Here is a 19,808-nt window from a genome sequence, read left to right as displayed (position 1 = left end):
AAACTGCTGAATCAGACCATGCGCCAGCAAAAAGAAATGCTGATTGATGGGTTGGCTGAACCCAATAAAATCAATGGGCATTTCTGAATTTGCCAAATGATTTCGATATTCTGACGGGAGGATAAATCAATGGGAAAAAGCGCGTGCGAGGCTATCAAAGCCCTTAACATAAATTGGCTGTATCGCACCGGCAGGCTCAGTCCCGGCTGTTATTCTTCGGTTCATTGGAGTTATGCCGGGGAGCCGAGCGGCGATATTCGGCACACCTGCAATTCCCGTCATCAGGTCACCTTGAATTATCGTTGCAACGATGAACCGGTAGAGCAAAACATCACGCTTGAATGGACGGCCTGCCATTATGGCGGGGAGCGACCTTGGTTTATCTGTCCTGCATGGAAGAATGGCCGCTATTGCGGGCAGCGGGTTGGCAACCTGTACGGGGCAGGCAAAATCTTCGCTTGTCGGCGCTGCTATAATCTTTGCTACTACAGCCAGCTTGAAGCGCCGAGAATGCGCGGTACAAATCTGATGCATAAACTGCGGGCGCGGGTTGGCGACGACGGTGAGAAGCCCAAGGGGATGCACTGGAAGACTTTTGATCGTCTTTGTGAAAGGTTGCAGTGGGCTGAGCAGCGATCATTCGCCGGACTTTTTGCGCGATTTGGATAGTCCCGGCAGCCCAATACACGAAAAGGCATGAGCAAATCGACTGTTTGTCGGGCGTTTAGCCCAAGAATCTGTAAACATTGGATTGTCGCTCAGCAATTTATCGGCTTATATGTGCATATCTTGATATTGACTGCTGTTTTGGCAGCCTAACAAGGCATGTACGCAATAAGCGGAGCGCAAAGGATGCAGGCGAAGGAAGCTAAGGCTAGAATAAAAATTAACAAAATGCTGGGAGAATCTGGCTGGCGCTTCTTTGATGACAGCAAAGGTAAAGCCAACATTGCCTTGGAACCCAAAGTCAAGCTAACCCAATCGACCATCGACGCTCTCGGTGAGAATTTTGAAACGACCAGCAATGGCTTTATCGATTTTCTTCTGCTTGATGAGCAGGGATTTCCCCTCATCGTATTAGAGGCCAAAGCCGAGGATAAAAACCCCTTGATTGGCAAGGAGCAGGCTCGCAAATACGCAAAATCGCAGAATTGCCGCTTCATTATCCTTTCCAATGGCAACCTGCATTATTTTTGGGATTTGGAGCAGGGAAACCCTAGCATCATTACGCGCTTCCCAGCACCAGACTCTGTTCAGGGGTTGCATCGTTTTCAGCCAAACCCTGAAAAACTTATCAGTGAACATGTCAGCAAAGATTACATCACGCTGACACAGATGCCCACCTATGCCAATGAAGCGGGGTGGAAAAATGAAGGCGAGCGCGATGCCTTTATTGAAAAGAACAGACTGCGCTTTATGCGGGAGTATCAACAGCGTGCGGTATGCTCCATCCAACAGGCCGTGAAAGAGGGGAAAAGTCGCTTCCTGTTCGAGATGGCGACTGGCACGGGTAAGACGCTGACCGCTGCTGCCGTCATCAAGCTGTTTCTGCGCACGGGCAACGCCCATCGGGTACTGTTCTTGGTTGATAGGCTTGAACTGGAAGATCAGGCCAACAAAGCCCTGACTTTCATGCTCAAAAATGATTACAAGTCGGTCATCTATAAAGAGCGTCGGGATGATTGGTGTAGGGCTGAAATAGTTGTCACCACCGTCCAATCGCTGCTGTTTAATGCCAAATACAAACGCCTGTTTTCGCCAACAGATTTTGATCTTGTGATCTCTGACGAAGCCCATCGTTCAATCGGCGGCAATGCACGCGCTGTGTTTGAGTATTTTGTTGGCTACAAAATGGGCTTAACCGCCACGCCAAGAGATTATTTGAAGAAGTTTGATAAGGCTAAGCCGACAACCCGTGATCCACGTGAGGCAGAGCGACGCCTATTACTTGACACCTATCGAACCTTTGGCTGCGAATCCGGCGACCCGACTTTCCGCTATTCACTTCTGGATGGCGTGCGCGATGGATTCCTGATCAATCCCATCGTGGTGGATGCGCGTACTGACATCACCACCAAGCTGTTGTCGGAAGAAGGCTATGCGGTTCTTGCCGTGAGTGAGGACGAAGAAAACGCAGAGCAAACCTTCTATCAAAAGGATTTCGAGAAGAAATTCTTCTCCGAAGATACCAACCGCCTATTCTGCGAAACCTTTCTCAAAAATGCGTTGCGCGATCCGATCAGTGGAGAAATAGGTAAAACCATCGTTTTTGCCGTCAGCCAAAACCATGCCCTGAAAATCACCCAGATACTTAACGAACTGGCTGACAAACTTTTTCCCGGTAAATATCAGTCCGATTTTGCGGTTCAAGTTACGTCGCTTATTCCCGATGCGCAGCAATACACCATCAATTTTACCAACAACAACTTGATGGGATCGGCCAATTTTATTGAAACCTACAAGACCAGTAAGGCGCGGGTATGCGTAACGGTCGGCATGATGACCACAGGTTATGATTGCCCTGACCTTCTTAATCTTGCGCTCATGCGTCCGGTGTTCTCACCATCCGATTTTGTGCAGATTAAAGGGCGCGGCACACGCAAACATAACTTCTTGGAAGGACTGTTCGATCCTGAATTGAAGTCCTTGGTCAAGGAACCTCACAAGACTCGATATAAACTTTTCGATTTCTTCGCCAACTGTGAGTATTTCGAGGACAAATTCAATTACGACGAGATTTTGATGCTGCCGCGTCCTAAAAGCGGTGGAGAAGAAGGGCCGGAACCACCGCCGCCCCCACCTCCTGACGGCATCCATATCAGCACGCTGCCTGATGCCGTGGCCACATCGACGGAGACGGCCATAGGTCTGGAAGGCATGAGAATTGACCGCATGTTCTTCGAGAAATTCGAGAGCAAGGCGAAAGCCGATCCTGTGTTGCAAGGGAAAATCGAGTCCGAAAACTGGGATCAGGCCGTTGAATATGTGACGACAAACCTGTTCGACAAGCCCAACGAACATTTCAATTTGGACAAGTTACGCAAAGCCGCTGGCGTGGATCGTCGCCTGTCGTTGCGAGAAATCCTTGAGAAGGTTTTTGACCGCATACCCGGCTTCAAATCGAAAGATGAATTGCTGGATGACGAGTTTCAAAAGTTTGTTCTGGACTGTCAGCCGAGCGAGGCCGAAGCTATCGTTCCCATGAAATACTTTTTCAAGGCTTACGCCACCGATGGGAAACTTCGCAGCATCATCGACAATAAAGACTTCACCGATCTCAACGTAAACCCGACGTTTGGCATGGGGGATTTTAAGGCTGTGCCGTCCGAATGGCGCAACCGCATCCCTGAATACGTCAAGGATTACGTCTCTCTCAATCAGTTTATGTAAGAAAGCCTTCCATCATGCTTGATTCTGACACAAAACGCCGCATCGATTCCTGTCGTGACATTCTTGTCGGCAAGGTGCCAGACCCCAAGTCTCAGGTTGAGCAAATAACCATCGCGCTGATTTACAAATTCATGGATGACATGGATGCCGAAGCCGAAGAGTTTGGCGGTGCGCGTAAATTCTTTGCAGGTGAGTTTGCTAAATATGGCTGGCCTAAACTGATGGCTCCCAACATGGGGGGCTTTGATGTTTTGGCACTGTATTCCGAAGCCATCCAGAAGATGAACGAGAATCCCGGTGTTCCGGCGCTCTTTCGGGATATTTTCAAGAATGCCTATCTGCCTTATCGTGATCCCGAAACCCTGCGTAGCTTTTTGAAAGAGATCGACAGCTTCACTTATGATCATTCAGAGCGTCTGGGTGACGCCTTTGGATACCTGCTTTCGGTGCTGGGCAGTCAGGGCGATGCGGGACAGTTCCGCACACCGCGCCATATCATCGACTTCATGGTCGAGGTTCTCGATCCAAAGAAAGACGAAACCATTCTTGACCCGGCCTGCGGTACGGCGGGCTTTCTGATTTCATCCTATAAACACATCCTCAAACATAACTCGAAAGACTATCGCCCACAAAATGATCGCGAGGCTTATGATGAAAAAGCTGTCTCTCTCGAAGATGTAACGCTGGACAGCCCCCTGCATTACAAAGGCGACTTACTGACGCCGGACGACCGCAAGCGGCTGGCAAACAATATCAGGGGCTATGACATTTCGCCGGACATGGTACGCTTGTCGTTGGTCAATTGTATCTGCATGGGTTCACCGACCCGCGCATCATTGAATACGACACGCTGACCAGCGAAGAACGCTGGAATGAATATACCGACATCATTCTTGCTAACCCGCCCTTCATGTCGCCAAAGGGCGGCATCAAGCCACACAAGCGCTTTTCGGTGCAGGCCACACGGTCAGAAGTTCTATTCGTGGATTATATTGCCGAACATCTTACGCCCACCGGACGCGCCGCCATTATTGTGCCGGAAGGCATCATATTCCAGAGCGGAACCGCCTATAAGCAATTGCGTGAAATGCTGGTCAAGAAATACCTTGTTGCCGTTATTTCATTGCCTGCTGGCGTGTTCAATCCCTACAGTGGCGTAAAAACATCTATCATCATCCTTGACCGACGGCTTTCCCAGAAAACAGACAGCATCCTGTTCGCTAAAATCGAAAATGACGGCTTTGGTCTTGGCGCACAGCGCCGTTCTATTGATAAAAACGACCTTCCTGCCGCCGCTCACAATATCAAAGCGTGGATGGATAGCTTACAGAGCGAAGGCTCTTTCGATTTATCTGCTGCCAACAATCTAACACTGGTTGAAAAAGTCATAATAAATGGAAATGGTGAATACAATCTGAGTGGAGATAGGTATCGCCAAAAAGATGCCAAAAAATCGGTATTTGACCTGATGCCATTTCAATCAGTTTGCACCCTTGAGTATGGATCTAGTCTCCCACAAGATAAAAGAATTGAAGGCCCATATCCTGTGCTTGGCTCAAACGGCATTACTGGTCATCACAATGAGTTTCTGGTGGAAGGGCCGACAATAATTGTAGGAAGAAAAGGATCTGCAGGCGAAGTCGTTTACGTTTCAGAAAACTGCTTTCCAATCGATACAACTTACTACGTTAAGCGCGTCAACCCAGAGAATTGCGATATTAAATATCTGTATTATGTTCTGAAAGAACTTAATCTTCCTAACCTAAAGGGAGGCGCCGGTATACCCGGCCTCAACAGAAATGATGTCTACGAGGCTATTCAAATTCCCATCCCGCCGCTCGATGCTCAAAAAGAAATCGTGGCAGAAATTGAAAGCTATCAGAAGATCATCGACGGCGCACGACAGGTGGTCGAAAACTACCAGTCGAGGATTCATGTTGAATCAGATTGGCCGGTGGTAAAATTTGAAGATGCCCCATTTCAGATTATAGACGGAGATAGAGGGGCAAACTACCCAAGCAAAGAGGACTTTTCCCCGTCAGGGCATTGCCTGTTTCTTAACACGAAGAATGTTCGTTCGGACGGATTTAGATTCAATGAGGATGATCTTGAGTTTATCTCTGAGGAAAAAGATAACGCTTTACGAAAAGGGCGGCTGGAACGCGGAGATGTGCTGCTCACAACACGCGGCACAATTGGAAATACAGCATTCTATGGTGATGCAGTTAAGTTTGATCGTATACGCATCAACTCAGGCATGCTCATTTTTAGACCAGATGCAAACAAACTTTCTGGAAGGTATCTGTTCCATTTCTTTCAATCAGAAAACTTTCGGGCGCAAAGAGAGGCTATTGTTTCAGGGGCTGCTCAACCGCAGCTTCCCATAAGAAGTTTGAATGATGCAATAATTCCTCTTCCCCCTTTTGAAACCCAGAACATAATTGTTGCCGATATTGAAAATGAACTGCGACTGGTGGACGACAACAAGCAATTGGTCAAACTATTTGAGGGCAAAGTAAAAGCCGCCATCAACCGCGTATGGGATGAGGCAAAGTAAAGGCATGGACGACGCGCTCTCGCTCTATGAATTTCTCCCTGTCTCATTCCGCAATAAGGATGAAGAAAAATACATCCAGTTTCTACAGAATGCTTTTGAGAAGAATTATGAGATCGGCAGTTTTGAATTTGCGGGGCTGGCATTCCACCTGCTTTATATGAGCTTCTTTTGCTTCTCGGTCTGGCAAATTAAATTAGCAAGAAAAGTGGATTTTGACAAAGCTATGGTCGGCTTCACGAATGACACAGAAAACCATCTGGCCAATGCAACTACCCCGTTCGATTTCTATGAGAAGGTTAAAGAGGCAACGATATTCAGATTTCTGAAACTGATCGGCTGCGATAATCAACAGGTGGGCAGCTATTCGCGTTTCGTTAAAAACAGAAACCGGATGGCGCATCCTAGCGGAACCGTGTTTTTCAATGATGGGGCAGAGCTAGACCGCTACCTGTCCGAAGTCATCAAGGAACTCGGCAACATCCAAGGTCATATGACGCCCGTGCTGCATGATCTTATGAAAGACTTTTTGCTGCATAGTTATGACCCTGAGACGCGAGAGAATATCGGCGCAGGGGATGAAATTACGGCCAACCTTATCCACCAAAACTATTTTTCTCAGAAAGACATCGAAGCCTGCCTGACCTTTGACATCAACAGCTTGAGCGGCCACGAGCATTTTGATGACATCAAGCTTCTGTTTGATGATTTTGTTAAATCCTACTCGCAAAACTGAGGGCGGCTGAAAATGGACATCACAAACAAGACAATATGGCAGCAAGCGGCAGGCGATTTAGATCGAAATTACTCTGAGCTATGCATCAAATGGGATGTGATCCTGAATGGCCCCAGATACGCAGGCGCATGGCCAAGCTGTGCAGAACCCCTTCGGACGGATGAATGGTCTTCAAAGAAAATCACTGACCTGAAACGCTTTGGTGAAGACATGCAGGACGGCGATCTTGTTGTGTTGCGCGTTGGAACCGCCACCGTTCTTGCCGTTGGGCAGATTGTTGGCTCTTATGAATGGCATGATGAATTTGGTGATATTGACGGCTGGGATTTGCAGCATGTCCGTCGAGTTCGCTGGCTATGGCATATTTGAACCTAACGCGCCTCATGCACGACTATCCAGCCTATGAGTGCAAAGGCGGCGAAGATGCCTTGTTGGCCATGGCTCCCGAATGGAAATCAGCGTGAAGGCTTCGGTTTGATGTTCGTGCGAATGACGCGAAAAGCCAGAAAATGCGGCACCGGTGCGGCACCGAGAAATTCACGCCCACCAAAAAAACATGATAAGTCTTTGAAAAGATTGGTTGTGTATCCGAACCATCGGTTCGAACTCTCGAAATGATTATCTTTTGTTGCCTTTCATGGCAAGTAATTTCAGCGTTATCAGGCCAAATGTAGCCCTAAGCCACATTGCGTCAGCAAGTTCAAATTCTGACATGGCAATTGAACCAGCGACCTGAATAATTGGGTGTAATTGGGTATTTTTATGGGTGCTTATTAAGGTCTTCTTTTTCACAATCCAGGCTGGGATCAATCTGCGGTTCTGGTGCATCCCATTTGGCAGAAACGCGCTCAAAATAGTTTACCTGCTTTTGAAAGCGCGGATCCTCTTCCTGGATAAAGAAGGTGTACAGGCGATTGACAATGCGCTTCATGAGAGTCTTCATCTCGTCATCAGAGATGCGTGATACCTCGTTCCAGGGAATTTCACGCCCCTCTGCATCAATCACTTTAACGTCAGAATAATCACCAGTTTTTGTAACTGGCACAGTCCCGGCATGAATATCTTCAATCTCGGTGTTGCGCACACACATGGCGGTGAGTGTTTTTGCCAGCCGCCCCGCGATAGTTTTTTCAAGATTAATGCTCATGGTTTTAATTACACCAACTCAGAGAAATTTTCAAAAACTATTCAGATGCTACATCAGCTTCTTCGGCTAAAACATAATTTGATCCAAAATCAATTATATTCATACCGAGTGCCTCAGCTTTTAAACGCACAGTATGGTCTTTATCTGTTGCGGCAATAATAACCTGCCCACCCGCATCACATACTTCCGCCACCAGAGGATATAGCTCCAAGTGATCTGCCTTATCCATGTTCTGTTGCGCAGGCTCATCAAATACCGAAATATTTGGATGATTGCTTTTGGAAGAATTGCCCCTAGAGATATGAAGAGCCAAGGTATAGGCCGTAATAATCCGAATCCAATCACTGGCGGAACTACCGAAATCGGCCCTCATACGCTTTTTCTGATCTAGGCTATTAACTGTCACACGGGGCAAAAAAGTTGCCTCATCAATAAAGATTGCCCCTATTTCATATGAGTTATAGCCAAGTTTTTCTAAATACTTTCTGAAAGCCGCTTGGAATTTTCTTAACAGTCCCTTGTCACTATCTGATAGATCAGATTTTAAGCCGCTTAACGTCTTATTTCTTAACTGATAGCGATCAAAAATCTCCTTCATTTTTTCAAACATATTTTGGCTGTAACCAGATAACTCGCCCAAGTCGTCAATCTCTTGTTCTAGCCGTGCGATCTCTCTTGCATAGGCCATTAATTCAGATGGGATCATACCAGAAAGACTTCTTTGAAATTCTGATATTTGCCTCATCAAATCTTTTATCTCAGATGAAATTCGCTGAGATTCAATATTGGCATTATATTGCCGCTCTTTTTCAACAGAAAGAACGTCTTGAAGAAGGCTTTTTTGTTCATTGATGTACTTTACATTGTCATCAATTGACATTGTTGGGAAGCTTCTGACTTGAGATAGGAGAGACTCATCAATAGGCTGCTCACAAACGGGGCATTGAGCTTTTGTAGACCATGGATCACGAGAAAATAGCTTTCTAATTTTTTGTTCTTCTTTGTTTTTCTCTAGGTCGCTTTCAAGGACAATCATACGCTGCTCGTATCTTCTGATTGATCCATCTAAAGAAGAGATAGTATTGTCTAATTCATTTTTATTAGAAATAAGGGCCGTGATTTTTTCAGAAACTTCAAAAACCTTTTTCTCCAGTTCTGGGTTTTCTGAGACAGAATCTGGCGGCTCCTGCTTTCCTGATAACTCGTCTTTTTTACTGACAATTAAAGCGTCAAGGGATACATCTTCCTGCCCTTCATAGCTTCTATATACACGGGGGTTCCAAACTTCAGAGCTTAGGTCTGGCATACCTTTCAGAGAGAAGTGCCTGCCGTTAATATACTGTCCTAATGTTTCAAGGTTACTTTCATAGTTAGCTTTTAATCGGTCTGTTTCTAACTTTAGAGCATTTCTTTGCAGGTTATTTTTAATGTAATCCATGCCTAAAATCTCAGAGACAGTGGATTTTTTCGGATCTCTCACTCTGTAGTACGGAGCATTTGACATGATGTCTGCCCAGCCACGCTTCTGTTCGATGAAGATCGCAGAAAATATATATTCAAGATACAGCCGCATAGCACCATCGTCTTGAGATATAACCTGTATTTCAGGAAACCCTATAAACTCGCTCAAAAGCCGATGAAACCCCTTGGTGTCTGTATAAGATCCAGAGCCAAGATAGTATTCTTCCAGCTCTTCGTGATTCCATTCAGAAAGCTGGGCACGCTTAACAAGCACTCCCTTAGAAACATCCGGCTTTACCTCTCTTTTAATCGATAAAAACTCATCTTTCTCGTTCTGAATTTCTAAAAAAATATCGGCACTGGTAATGGCTTCGTCCTGTCCATTAACCTTGATTGAGTCGTTCACAAGTGCCGAAACATTGCTCTTTACGAGATCGTCAAATCCAAGGCCTACAGCCAAAGCATTTATGACTGAGCTCTTTCCCTGAGTATTAGAGTCAGTGAGAATGAGGTTGCAACCATCCTTGAATACAATATTTGTAACTGCATGCTTTCCGTTAAGCAGATGGGCATCCAAACGAACTCTATTATATTTCATGAACATCTTATTTTCCCATCGTTAGCGCGGTTTGGACTTCGGTATCAGAGATTTTACCAATACGCCGACAAAAATCGAAAACATCACTTGCCAACTGCTGATCTTTGAGATGGGCAACAAAATCTTTTCCCGCTTGTGTTAGCGTCACCTTGAATCCGTTCTGAATTTGTTTTTGTTCAATCAATTGAGCACCAATCGCATAATTGACACATCGATTTAAATAAGGATCAGCAGATGGGCAGAGTATTTTTAAAGAAAATCTCTTTAGTTTAAAATCGAGATATAAATCCCTGAACTTCTCATCGATAAACAATGAGTTCAAAAAGTGGAGCTGTTTAAATGAAGCTGAACCACTCCTACAGCATTCAGACATTGATACACACAGCATGGCTAAGCGGCGATACAGTCTAAGATCAGAGGGAACATCTACTGGTCTTTGGTGAAATTCTAGTTCAATCATAGTGCCCCACCTTTTTTCTTAAAGTTTAGTGGGCAGCGAACAAACCAATCAGAAATAATATATTTACGCACCCTGGCAAGAGTGGTTGTACCAAGCCGGGCACCAATTTTATTTGTTAACCTGTCTTCCAAAGTTTGTTTTGTGCTTGAATAAGATTCGTTTGAGCCAGAGAGAATACTGCCTTGATCTGCATCATATTCAACATCAGATCTGACCTCTTCAATGGCACTATAAAAGTCTGGTTCTCTTTTTTGTATTTCATCCAGCTGAATAGCATTCTCAATATAATTTCTTATCTCATTGTAGGCGAAGCGTTCGGCATCTTCATCCGTATCAGTGATACGTCTAAATTTATCAAAAACCGCTATAAACTTTTCATTTAGCCTTATGTTTTCCATTGATGGCGACGCTTGTAGAGGAATGTCTACCTCAACCCTATCATCACGCCTTTTTTGATATTCAAGATATTCCGTTTCGAAGTAAGTTGGCGTCTGAATAACAACCTGAAACCCTTCGCCTACAAATGATAATTGCCAGGACACAACTTCATCTTGCTTGCTCTTTGCATATGTATGAATATTGTTATGAGGAATTTCTTTGTTTAATAGCAAAACCCAACGGGATATTTTTTTGCCTCCCAGAAGTTTGACAATACCGTCTTGGTTTTTCTTGAGTTTTGCTAAATCTGTATGGATTTTAGATTTGACTCCTTTGGCAGGATCCTGATTTTCTGGCTCCTGTCCGTAAGCTTGATAGGCGATGCCTTGGGAAACAACTAATCCATCCAGACCAAGGTCTCCACCTTTGTCCGATATCGGCTGAAAATCAGCACCATGCTTCAGAGCAAGAAGCGCATCGCACATCTTTTCCCATTCATCACCGTGGTATTGGCTATACCAGACCAGACTCAACGCCTACCCCTTTATCCCGCTTGCGGGATGCTTAAATTTCCTCTATTTTCTAAAAATAGCCCAAAATTGACAGAGGTTCAATCACTCAAATGGATAACGCCGACATATTCACCATCAAGGAACTGTCCACCTACCTAAAGCTGGCAGAGAAGACGGCTTACAGGTTGGCTTCAGACGGAAAGCTCCCTGGTTTCAAGGTTGGAGGTGCTTGGAGGTTCCGTAAAGCAGAAGTTGACCGATGGATTAAGAAACAAGAAAGAAGTTCAGCTAAAAGAGAAAATGAGGGATAGCGACTTTCCTAACGTATTACTGGTATAGTTGGAAAGAGGTGAACATCATGTCGGGTGAAAAACTTGATAAATTAATCAAAGGGTTGTCTATATCACAGCCTCGTTTTGAACGGCTTCAGACGATGGAAAGCCGCGTCTGGCAATCCATCAACAGGCGGCGGGTGGACATGCCGCGCAACATTGTAGAAGGCTGGCTGGCAAGTCTGTTTACACCCGAATACCGCCTGGCCTCGTTATCTTTTGCGCTAATCGTAGGGGTGTTTGCTGCGACCTTAAGTGTGTCAAACTCACAGCCCGCCAATGCGGCGCAGGCGCTCAACCTGCACGTATTTTCTTCAAGTTATGGTATAACCTCTGCGGTTATTCTTGCCAAGAACGGGGATAAAAACTGATGCGCTCCTATCAAAAGGAAATCCTTTATTTCATCGTTATCGCACTCGTGGCCTTTGGCGTTTTTTATGCCTGCGGAAATTTCTTCAAAGCCCCGCATCATAACCAGATCGACGCCCATGCCTGGCTGCACGAGCAGATTGGTATTACTGCGGAGCAGGATCAAAAGCTCACCGAAATCGAGAAGGAATTCGCCGAGAAGCAACGAGTTTTGCGTGAAAAAATCCATGTCGGTAATCTGGAGCTTGCCGCCGCGATGCTGGAAGACAAGGCCTTTTCCGAACGTGTCGCTGCCGCCGTTGAGCGCATCCATCACGCGCAAGGCGGATTACAAAAGCTGACGATTGAGCATATTTTTGACATGCAGACAGTATTAACGCCCCAGCAGGCAGAAAAGCTCAATAAGTTAGCCGCAGATGCCCTTGTTCAGAACCCATAGGATCGGCAAAGAAAATACAGCCGATGAGGATGTCGCGCTCGTCAAACGATTGCGCTCTGGGGATGATTTTGCGCTCAATGAGATCATGCACCGCTATAAGGAGCGCGTCTATCGTCTAGCCTGGCGCTATATGGGCAATGAGGATTCCGCTCTCGATGTGACGCAGGAGACTTTCACGAAGCTCTATTTCAACATCGACAAATACGATTCCGCCTATAAATTCAGCACGTGGGTCTTTCAGATTGCGGTCAACCTATGCCGAGATCATCTCCGCAAGAATAAAAATCACGCCCGTAACATTTCTCTCGACGCTTTGAATGAAAGCGGTGCTGGTGATTGGCAGCGCAGCGACGAAAATATTGAGGCGGGTTTCTTGTCAAGACAACAACTGACCTTGCTGCAGAAGGAAATCGATTTACTGTCCGACACCCTTAAGGAAGCCTTTATCCTGTTCGCCGTCGAGGAGAGAACCCAGGTTGAATGCGCGGCAATCCTTAATGTTTCGGCAAAAACCGTAGAAACCCGCGTCTATCGGGCGCGTAAGATTTTATCTGAAAAATTACAGCTTTCTTTTGAGGGATAGCCCCTTTTAAGCCGTATTACCTTCATGAGACCAGCAAAAGGGCGGGAAATATTCATGAAGAAATCAGTGATATGGCAATTAGCGATTGTGGCGCTCCTGTTCTCCGCACCTTCTTATGCTGAAACCTCCGCATTGACCCTTAATCAGGTCATCAAGGAAAGCCTGCAAAAGAACACCAGCTTGTTCCGCGTCCAGCGCGACTACGAAGATCGAATGGCGGATGCCACGGAAACCACTTTGCTGGATAACCCTGAGCTTCAGGTTGATGTCGTCCGTGATAAAGGCGAAGGTGGCACAGGAACGGATCTTGAATTCACCCAGCCTTTGAAGTTTTCCCAGCTATCCGGCGCACGCGGCGGCTATGCCCAAGCTCTGGCGAATGTGGCCAGCATAGAGCAGAAATACGAAATCCTGAAGGTCATCAACGAAACCACGGTGCTTTACACCCAGGTCTGGCTGCTCTCCGAACGCAAAAAACTCTATGAGAGTTACGCGAACGATGCTGACAAGATGAAAAAATTGGTAAAAGAGTCGGCGGGACAAGGCCAAACCAGCCCAGCGGCTTCTCATTTGTTTTCATCGGATGCTGCCAAGTTGCGGGCGGACGCCAACGCGGTTGATGCGGAGCTGCGCCAGGTGCGCACCGAACTCGCGCGGTTGACGGGACGCAGTTTTCAGCAAGCGAAGCTGGAACGTCCAACCTTTGTGGCAGTCCCAGAAGATACAGAGCGCCTCCTCACTTTCGCGCAGACGCAATCCAACCTTAGAAACGTGATCAAAAACCGTATCCAGGCGGCGGAGCATCGTTTGAGCGTTGCCCAGCAGGATGCCGCCATGCCGGAGTTCGGGCCGCGTGTGTTTTATTCGCGTTCTCCTAATGGGGATGAGCAGTCCTATGGGGTTGGTGTCGCCTTACGAATCCCGCTATGGAACCAGAATGATGCAGAGCGCAAACGGGCAAATGCCGAATTGCGCCAGGCGAAGTTTGAGGCTGATCTTTACGCCGGATTGCCTCAGCAGGACGTGATCGGCGAATTACAGCAAAGCGCAACGGCGCTTCAGGCTCGCGCAGATAGTTACTTTGATAGCATCCTGCCTGGCTACCGCAAATCCTATGATCTGACGCGCAACATGTTCCGTCAGGGACAGGCGGATGCGCTCGAAGTCTGGCAGGTGCGGGAAAAACTGCTCTCCAGCGAAAATGAGGCACTTGATGCCTTGGCGCAAGCCGTCAATGCACGCGGCGCTTTGGAAGTGGAACTGGGCGGCAAAATAGAGGAAGTCAGATAATGAAAAAGTTATTAATCACATCGGCCCTTGTCGCGGTCATTGGATTGTCTACGCCCGCTATTGCCCATGAAGGCGAAGACCATGCCGCCGCACCAGGGACGGAAGAAACTGTTCAGGTAACGAGTAGTATACAATTATCCGAGACGGCGATTAATAACCTTGGCATCCAGACGGTGAAAGCGAGTATCGCGCCACGGGCAACGACGGTCGATGTAAACGGGATCGTCGAATTTTTGCCGGAACGCCAAGCCATCGCCACGTCGCGGGCGGCGGGCCGTATCTCGGAAATCCACGTCAAGGTCGGTGAAAAAGTTACCAAAGGCCAGAGCCTTCTGACCACCCAACCGATTTTCGTCGGCAGCTCTCCGGTGTCCATACCGTCGCCTCTTGATGGCTATGTGACCAAGCAGAACGTCGTTCTGGGTCAATCCGTCACGCCGGAGGCTGGATTGATGGAAATCGGGGATTCCTCCCAAGTTTTAGTGCGGGGCGTCATGTATGAAACGCCGGATGTCGCCAAGGTTCAGGTCGACCAGAATGTCAGTGTCAATAGCAGCCTGATCGGCGCTACACCGCTCAAGGGAAAAGTGCAGCGCATGGATGGTGCCTATGATCGTGGCAGCCGCACGCTCAACGTCTATGCCTTGGTTGAAAATCCAGATCGCAAGCTACTTGCCAATATGCAAGTTGTTCTCTCAATTGAAGTCAGCGAGCCTGCCGATATTTTAACCGTCCCCGTAAAAGCCATCCTCGGCGAGAGCGGCGAACAATTCGTATTCGTTCGCAATGGCAATGAATTCGAGCGGCGCAGCGTCAAATTGGGTGCAAAATTCGGAGCCGAGCGCGAGGTTCTGGAGGGCGTGTTTCCCGACGAAGAGGTCGTGACGGTTGGAAATTACCAGCTGCAATTCGCCAAATCGACTGAACCTAAAAAAGATCCCGCCGCGACGGAAGGCAAAAAAGAAGACGACGGCCACGGTCATGAGCATTGATCTCCGCATGACCTGTGACCAAAGGATTATAAAATGCTGAACGCAATTATTCATTTTTCTCTGAAGAACAGGCTGTTGGTCGTCGCGGCCTCGGCTCTGCTGATGGTCTATGGCGTATTTGTGATCAGCAAACTGCCCGTCGACGTGTTTCCCGACCTTAACCGCCCGACGGTAACGATTTTCACCGAGGCCGAGGGGCTTGCACCGGAAGAAGTCGAAGCCTTGGTTACATGGCCGCTTGAAACGGCGGTCAATGGATCGACGGGGGTTGAGCGTGTACGCTCGGCCTCCGCCATCGGTCTTTCTATTGTCTGGGTTGAATTTGGCTGGGATACGAACATCTACACCGCCCGCCAGATCGTTGCCGAGAAGCTGCAACAGGCGCAAGAAACCCTGCCGCAAGATGTCCGACCCGTCATGGGGCCGATCTCGTCCATCATGGGTGAAATTATGCTAGTGGGTCTGACCAGTGAAAACCCCAAGATCGGCGGCATGGATTTGCGCACGATTGCCGAGTGGGATATCCGCAACCGCATTCTTTCCATCTCCGGCATATCTCAGGTATCGGTGATTGGTGGGGAACTCAAACAATATCAAGTTCTGGTCGATCCTTTAAAGCTTAAAAACTACGGCGTCACGCTGCATGACGTCGAGGCCACGATTGAAGGCTCGAATATCAACGCCACGGGTGGATTTCTGCTATCGGATTATCAGGAAAGTCTGATCCGCAACGTCGCTAGGGTAAAGACCCTCGAAGATCTGGCAAAGTCGCCGCTACCCCAGGACAATGGCAGCCCGACGCCGCTGACCCTCGATCAGGTCGCCGATATCAAGCTCGGCGGGCCGCTCGCCAAACGCGGGGATGCCAGTGTCAATGGCCAGTCCGCCGTTATCCTATCCATTCAAAAGCAACCTGGTGCCGATACGATCAAACTCACCGAAGCGGTAGAGGCTGAACTGGCAAGCATCCAGAAAACTCTGCCCGAAGGTGTGAAAATCCACAGCGAGATATTCAAACAAGGCACATTTATCGAGCGGGCGATCAAGAATGTAGAAGAGGCTTTGCGTGACGGTGCCATTCTGGTGGCGATTGTCTTGTTCCTCTTTTTGCTCAATTTCCGCACAACGTTTATCACCTTGACCGCCATTCCGCTCTCCTTTGTTTTGACGGCCATCGTCTTCAAATATTTCGGCTTAAGCATCAACACCATGACCTTGGGTGGCCTTGCCGTCGCCATTGGCGAACTGGTAGATGACGCCATCGTCGACGTTGAAAACGTCTTTCGCCGCCTGCGCGAAAACCGCCATGCCGAAAAACCCCGCAACCCTGTCCAAGTGATCTTTGAAGCCTCCAGCGAGGTGCGAAACTCCATCGTTTTCGCAACCATCATCGTTGTGCTGGTTTTCATCCCGCTCTTTGCGATGGGCGGTATTGAGGGCAAGATTTTCCTGCCGCTCGGTATTGCTTACATCACGTCCATCGTCGCGTCCTTGTTCGTCTCTTTGACACTGACGCCCGCGCTTTGCTCTTATCTGTTGCCGAATATGAAACGCATGGGCGACGAACATGATGGATGGCTGATACGCAAAATCAAGGCGGTGCAAAAGGGTGTCTTGAACTTCGCTTTCCCTCATAGCCGGATGGTGCTGACATTTGTGGCCTTAATAACCTTTGGCGTACTGGCGATGGTGCCGTTCTTCGGTAAAGAGTTTTTGCCGCAATTTAACGAAGGCTCCGTGACCATCAATATTCTGACGCCGCCTGGCACCAGTCTGGCTGAGTCAAACCGCATCGGCACGATTGCGGAAAACCTGATCCGTCAGGTGCCAGAAGCTTCCGAAACAGGCAGACGCACGGGCCGCGCCGAGCGCGACGATCATGCGGAAGGAGTGCATTCCAGCGAGATCGAGGTTGAGTTGAAGGAATCCGAGCGTTCCCGCGCCGATATCCTGGCTGATATCCGTAACCGTCTAGATGAAATTCCTGGTATCGCCGTCAATATTGGTCAACCGATCTCCCACCGCATCGATCATATGATGAGCGGTGTTCGCGCCCAAATCGCCATCAAGCTGTTCGGCACCGATCTTGACGTGCTACGCGCCAAGGCCGAAGAAATCCGTCAAGCCATGAGCGAAGTCGAAGGCGTGGTCGATCTGTCCGTGGAAAAACAAGTCCTGATCCCGCAAGTTCATGTGCTGTTTGATCGTGAAAAAGCGGCGTCCTATGGACTGTTATCCGGCGAAGCCGCCGAATATGCGGAACTCGCCATGCAGGGCAAGGCTGTCGGCCAAGTGCTGGATGGGCAGCGCACCTATGATATCGTCATGCGCCTATCGGACGCTGCTCGCAACGATGTCGAGGCTATCAAGCAGATTCCAGTCGATACCAAAGACGGGAATGTCGTGCCGCTTCAAGCTATCGCAACGGTGCAGGAGGCCAAGGGGCCGAACATCATCAACCGTGAGAACGCCCAGCGCCGCATCGTCATTCAAGCCAATGTTTCCGACCGCGATTTAGTAGGCGTTGTTCAAAAAGTACAATCGGTCATTGATAGTAAGGTGCATTTACCGCAAGGATATTACGTCACTTATGGCGGACAGTTTGAAAGCCAGGCCAGCGCCTCCCGCCTGATCGCGCTTTTAAGCCTGTTCTCGCTCGCTGGCATGTTCATGGTGTTGTATGTCCATTTCAAGAGCGCCAATCTTGCCTTACAGGTCATGGTTTCTATCCCGCTCGCCTTTATCGGCGCGGTGATCGGTGTCTGGTTGTCGGGCGGGGTGTTTTCTATTGCCACCATGGTCGGATTCGTGACGCTGACGGGGATTGCCGCGCGTAACGGCATCATGATGATCGCCCACTATATCCACCTGATGGAGCATGAGGGCGAGAAGTTTGATCTGGGCATGGTTTATCGCGGCACGTCCGAGCGGATCATCCCCGTGTTAATGACCGCGCTGACGGCCTCCTTGGCCCTCATCCCGCTTGTAATCGCTGCCGACGAACCTGGTCGTGAACTACTGCATCCCGTTGCCGTTGTTATTTTCTGCGGTCTGTTTTCCAGCACATTGCTTGATTTGACGGTGCGTCCGCTCGTGTTTTGGAAATTTGGTAAAAAGCCAATCTCAACCCTCTTACCCCAAGCCATAACTCAATGAAGGAGACCATCATGAAAAAACTACTACTTGCTACCGCCATACTCACGCTAACGGGATTACAACAGCCTGCTTTTTCTCATGGCGACGAGGATCACTCAAAAACGGAGCAACACGGCCAACATGAACCCTCCGCTGTTCATGACATGGCAACACAGATAACAACCAAAGACGACGCTTTAAAAGTAATGCGTGACGGCGTGTCGTTTATGGATGAAGCTGTCAGCAAGCATAGAGCTGACTTATTTTCTGATGGAAAAATGATGGATCAGTTACATGATGTCACGGTGCACATCGACGAAGCGGCTAAATTTCTTGAAAGCGATGCGGCAAATATCGAGCCAGAAAAAAAGACTCGTTTATCCAGTGCGCTCAAACAACTTGTAAAAACGACGACAGATTTTCATGTCGCCACTCACGATAGGAATATCGATAAAACCTTGGTTGAACTTAAAAAAAGCCAGGGTGCACTAAAACTTGTCGAAGCTGCTTTAAAATAAGGAGACCAAAAATGAAATTACTTCACGCATTAATCGTCACCACGATTCTGACCACAGGAGCCGCAGCATATGCCGCTGGCGATCATGCGAGCAGTCACGGCCCGAACGCATCCTCTACCTCTGAAAGCATATCTCACGATGCGATGGGGCATGGCGGCGAGAATACGAAAGCCATGGCCGCGCAAAATTCCGTTAAACTAACGCTTGAGCCTGCCACCTCCTTAGAGGCCGGAAAGACGACGAAAATGACTGTAAAGCTGAATGCCATTGCTGATGGCAAGCCGCTGACGCTCGACGACCTTAAAGAGGCTCATACCAAAAAACTGCATTTGTTGATCGTTGATCCGACGCTGACTGATTACCACCATATCCATCCTGTTGCGGGTAAAAATCCTGACGAGTACGTCTTCGACTTCACACCTTTGAAGAACGACAGTTATCGTGTCTGGGCGGATGTGATCCCCGTCGTCACGGGCAAACAGGAATATGCGCGAACCGACATAGGTGCGCCCGCCAAGGAAAAGGCCAGCATCGATAAAGCCACGAGCATGGTGACAACGGTTGATGACTATACCTTTACGCTGGCTTTGGATAGCGAACCCAAAGCAGGCGCTCCCGTGATGGCAAATGTCGTCATCACTAAGGACGGACAGCCTTTCACCGGATTGGAGCCTGTGATGGGCGCTTTTGCTCATGTCGTCGGCTTCACCGAGGATTATAATTCCGTCCTCCACGTCCATCCTATGGGCAAGGAACCGACGAGTGATGCCGAGCGTGGTGGGCCGAAGCTGGAGTTTCATATAGAGCCTGAAAAAGCTGGTTTCGTGAAGCTCTTTGCCCAGGTTCGCATCGGCGGGAAGGATATCTTCGCGCCATTCGGCATAACCGTGGAATAAATCAACAGACAAAGGAGA

Annotated in this window: 17 protein-coding genes and 1 pseudogene; 14 read left to right on the top strand and 4 right to left on the bottom strand. The window is 48.2% G+C overall.

From position 1 onward, the window contains the following. Positions 1-129: 129 nt before the first annotated feature. The 5 genes and pseudogenes from IPI58_08700 (at position 130) to IPI58_08680 (ending at position 7,049) form a co-directional block, all read left to right on the top strand. Positions 130-669, top strand: a complete 540-nt coding sequence (locus IPI58_08700; GenBank protein QQR68893.1) for a hypothetical protein — start codon at positions 130-132, stop codon at positions 667-669. Positions 670-852: 183 nt separating this feature from the next. Next, on the top strand, positions 853-3,390 hold the full coding sequence (locus IPI58_08695; protein ID QQR68892.1) for a DEAD/DEAH box helicase family protein: 2,538 nt from the start codon (positions 853-855) through the stop codon (positions 3,388-3,390). A gap of 14 nt (positions 3,391-3,404) precedes the next feature. After that, positions 3,405-5,947, top strand: a pseudogene (locus IPI58_08690) (N-6 DNA methylase). A gap of 4 nt (positions 5,948-5,951) precedes the next feature. Next, entirely contained in the window at positions 5,952-6,680 is a 729-nt protein-coding gene (locus tag IPI58_08685; protein ID QQR68891.1) for a hypothetical protein, read from the top strand. A 12-nt stretch (positions 6,681-6,692) separates the two neighbouring features. Further along, positions 6,693-7,049 carry a hypothetical protein gene (locus tag IPI58_08680; GenBank protein QQR68890.1) on the top strand — a complete coding sequence of 119 codons (357 nt, stop codon included), beginning with the start codon at positions 6,693-6,695 and terminating at the stop codon, positions 7,047-7,049. Positions 7,050-7,440: 391 nt separating this feature from the next. Here IPI58_08680 and IPI58_08675 read toward each other — a convergent pair whose 3' ends face one another. Genes IPI58_08675 through IPI58_08660 form a run of 4 tightly spaced genes read right to left on the bottom strand, consistent with a single transcriptional unit; the run spans position 7,441 to position 11,257 of the window. Next, on the bottom strand, positions 7,441-7,827 hold the full coding sequence (locus IPI58_08675; protein QQR68889.1) for a hypothetical protein: 387 nt from the start codon (positions 7,825-7,827) through the stop codon (positions 7,441-7,443). A 37-nt stretch (positions 7,828-7,864) separates the two neighbouring features. Further along, complete coding sequence (locus IPI58_08670; GenBank protein QQR68888.1) at positions 7,865-9,886, bottom strand: hypothetical protein; 2,022 nt, start codon at positions 9,884-9,886, stop codon at positions 7,865-7,867. A gap of 7 nt (positions 9,887-9,893) precedes the next feature. After that, positions 9,894-10,346 (bottom strand): hypothetical protein, encoded by a 453-nt coding sequence (locus tag IPI58_08665; GenBank protein QQR68887.1) that lies wholly within the window; start codon positions 10,344-10,346, stop codon positions 9,894-9,896. Next, complete coding sequence (locus IPI58_08660; GenBank protein QQR68886.1) at positions 10,343-11,257, bottom strand: hypothetical protein; 915 nt, start codon at positions 11,255-11,257, stop codon at positions 10,343-10,345. The genes IPI58_08665 and IPI58_08660 overlap by 4 nt, the downstream gene beginning before the upstream one ends. A gap of 89 nt (positions 11,258-11,346) precedes the next feature. On the opposite strand from IPI58_08660, the gene IPI58_08655 reads away from it, so the two are divergent. Genes IPI58_08655 through IPI58_08615 form a run of 9 tightly spaced genes read left to right on the top strand, consistent with a single transcriptional unit; the run spans position 11,347 to position 19,790 of the window. Then, a complete protein-coding gene (locus tag IPI58_08655; GenBank protein QQR68885.1) occupies positions 11,347-11,547 on the top strand; it encodes a helix-turn-helix domain-containing protein in 201 nt (66 codons plus the stop codon). Between the two features lie 47 nt (positions 11,548-11,594). Further along, positions 11,595-11,939 carry a hypothetical protein gene (locus tag IPI58_08650; protein QQR68884.1) on the top strand — a complete coding sequence of 115 codons (345 nt, stop codon included), beginning with the start codon at positions 11,595-11,597 and terminating at the stop codon, positions 11,937-11,939. Beyond that, entirely contained in the window at positions 11,939-12,376 is a 438-nt protein-coding gene (locus IPI58_08645; protein QQR68883.1) for a periplasmic heavy metal sensor, read from the top strand. The genes IPI58_08650 and IPI58_08645 overlap by 1 nt, the downstream gene beginning before the upstream one ends. Further along, positions 12,354-12,959: a sigma-70 family RNA polymerase sigma factor gene (locus tag IPI58_08640; GenBank protein ID QQR68882.1), complete on the top strand. Its 606-nt coding sequence runs from the start codon at positions 12,354-12,356 to the stop codon at positions 12,957-12,959. The genes IPI58_08645 and IPI58_08640 overlap by 23 nt, the downstream gene beginning before the upstream one ends. A 54-nt stretch (positions 12,960-13,013) precedes the next feature. Beyond that, entirely contained in the window at positions 13,014-14,249 is a 1,236-nt protein-coding gene (locus tag IPI58_08635) for a TolC family protein (protein QQR68881.1), read from the top strand. Then, the gene (locus tag IPI58_08630; protein ID QQR68880.1) at positions 14,249-15,241 is read left to right on the top strand and encodes an efflux RND transporter periplasmic adaptor subunit; all 993 of its coding nucleotides are present in this window, start codon (positions 14,249-14,251) and stop codon (positions 15,239-15,241) included. The genes IPI58_08635 and IPI58_08630 overlap by 1 nt, the downstream gene beginning before the upstream one ends. 33 nt (positions 15,242-15,274) lie before the next feature. Next, positions 15,275-18,397 (top strand): efflux RND transporter permease subunit, encoded by a 3,123-nt coding sequence (locus tag IPI58_08625; GenBank protein ID QQR68879.1) that lies wholly within the window; start codon positions 15,275-15,277, stop codon positions 18,395-18,397. Between the two features lie 11 nt (positions 18,398-18,408). After that, positions 18,409-18,894 carry a hypothetical protein gene (locus IPI58_08620; protein QQR68878.1) on the top strand — a complete coding sequence of 162 codons (486 nt, stop codon included), beginning with the start codon at positions 18,409-18,411 and terminating at the stop codon, positions 18,892-18,894. A gap of 11 nt (positions 18,895-18,905) precedes the next feature. After that, positions 18,906-19,790: a hypothetical protein gene (locus tag IPI58_08615; protein ID QQR68877.1), complete on the top strand. Its 885-nt coding sequence runs from the start codon at positions 18,906-18,908 to the stop codon at positions 19,788-19,790. Positions 19,791-19,808: the final 18 nt, after the last annotated feature.

It is taken from the genome of Alphaproteobacteria bacterium, from assembly GCA_016699305.1.
Taxonomy (GTDB): domain Bacteria; phylum Pseudomonadota; class Alphaproteobacteria.
Note: the sequence above shows the minus strand (reverse complement) of the source record. Positions and strands in the feature narration are given on the sequence as shown.

Coding starts and splice junctions, on each gene's coding strand:
- IPI58_08700 (QQR68893.1), top strand. CDS start 130: ATGGGAAAAAGCGCGTGCGAGGCTATCAAAGCCCTTAACATAAATTGG.
- IPI58_08695 (QQR68892.1), top strand. CDS start 853: ATGCAGGCGAAGGAAGCTAAGGCTAGAATAAAAATTAACAAAATGCTG.
- IPI58_08685 (QQR68891.1), top strand. CDS start 5,952: ATGGACGACGCGCTCTCGCTCTATGAATTTCTCCCTGTCTCATTCCGC.
- IPI58_08680 (QQR68890.1), top strand. CDS start 6,693: ATGGACATCACAAACAAGACAATATGGCAGCAAGCGGCAGGCGATTTA.
- IPI58_08675 (QQR68889.1), bottom strand. CDS start 7,827: ATGAGCATTAATCTTGAAAAAACTATCGCGGGGCGGCTGGCAAAAACA.
- IPI58_08670 (QQR68888.1), bottom strand. CDS start 9,886: ATGAAATATAATAGAGTTCGTTTGGATGCCCATCTGCTTAACGGAAAG.
- IPI58_08665 (QQR68887.1), bottom strand. CDS start 10,346: ATGATTGAACTAGAATTTCACCAAAGACCAGTAGATGTTCCCTCTGAT.
- IPI58_08655 (QQR68885.1), top strand. CDS start 11,347: ATGGATAACGCCGACATATTCACCATCAAGGAACTGTCCACCTACCTA.
- IPI58_08650 (QQR68884.1), top strand. CDS start 11,595: ATGTCGGGTGAAAAACTTGATAAATTAATCAAAGGGTTGTCTATATCA.
- IPI58_08645 (QQR68883.1), top strand. CDS start 11,939: ATGCGCTCCTATCAAAAGGAAATCCTTTATTTCATCGTTATCGCACTC.
- IPI58_08640 (QQR68882.1), top strand. CDS start 12,354: ATGCCCTTGTTCAGAACCCATAGGATCGGCAAAGAAAATACAGCCGAT.
- IPI58_08635 (QQR68881.1), top strand. CDS start 13,014: ATGAAGAAATCAGTGATATGGCAATTAGCGATTGTGGCGCTCCTGTTC.
- IPI58_08630 (QQR68880.1), top strand. CDS start 14,249: ATGAAAAAGTTATTAATCACATCGGCCCTTGTCGCGGTCATTGGATTG.
- IPI58_08625 (QQR68879.1), top strand. CDS start 15,275: ATGCTGAACGCAATTATTCATTTTTCTCTGAAGAACAGGCTGTTGGTC.
- IPI58_08620 (QQR68878.1), top strand. CDS start 18,409: ATGAAAAAACTACTACTTGCTACCGCCATACTCACGCTAACGGGATTA.
- IPI58_08615 (QQR68877.1), top strand. CDS start 18,906: ATGAAATTACTTCACGCATTAATCGTCACCACGATTCTGACCACAGGA.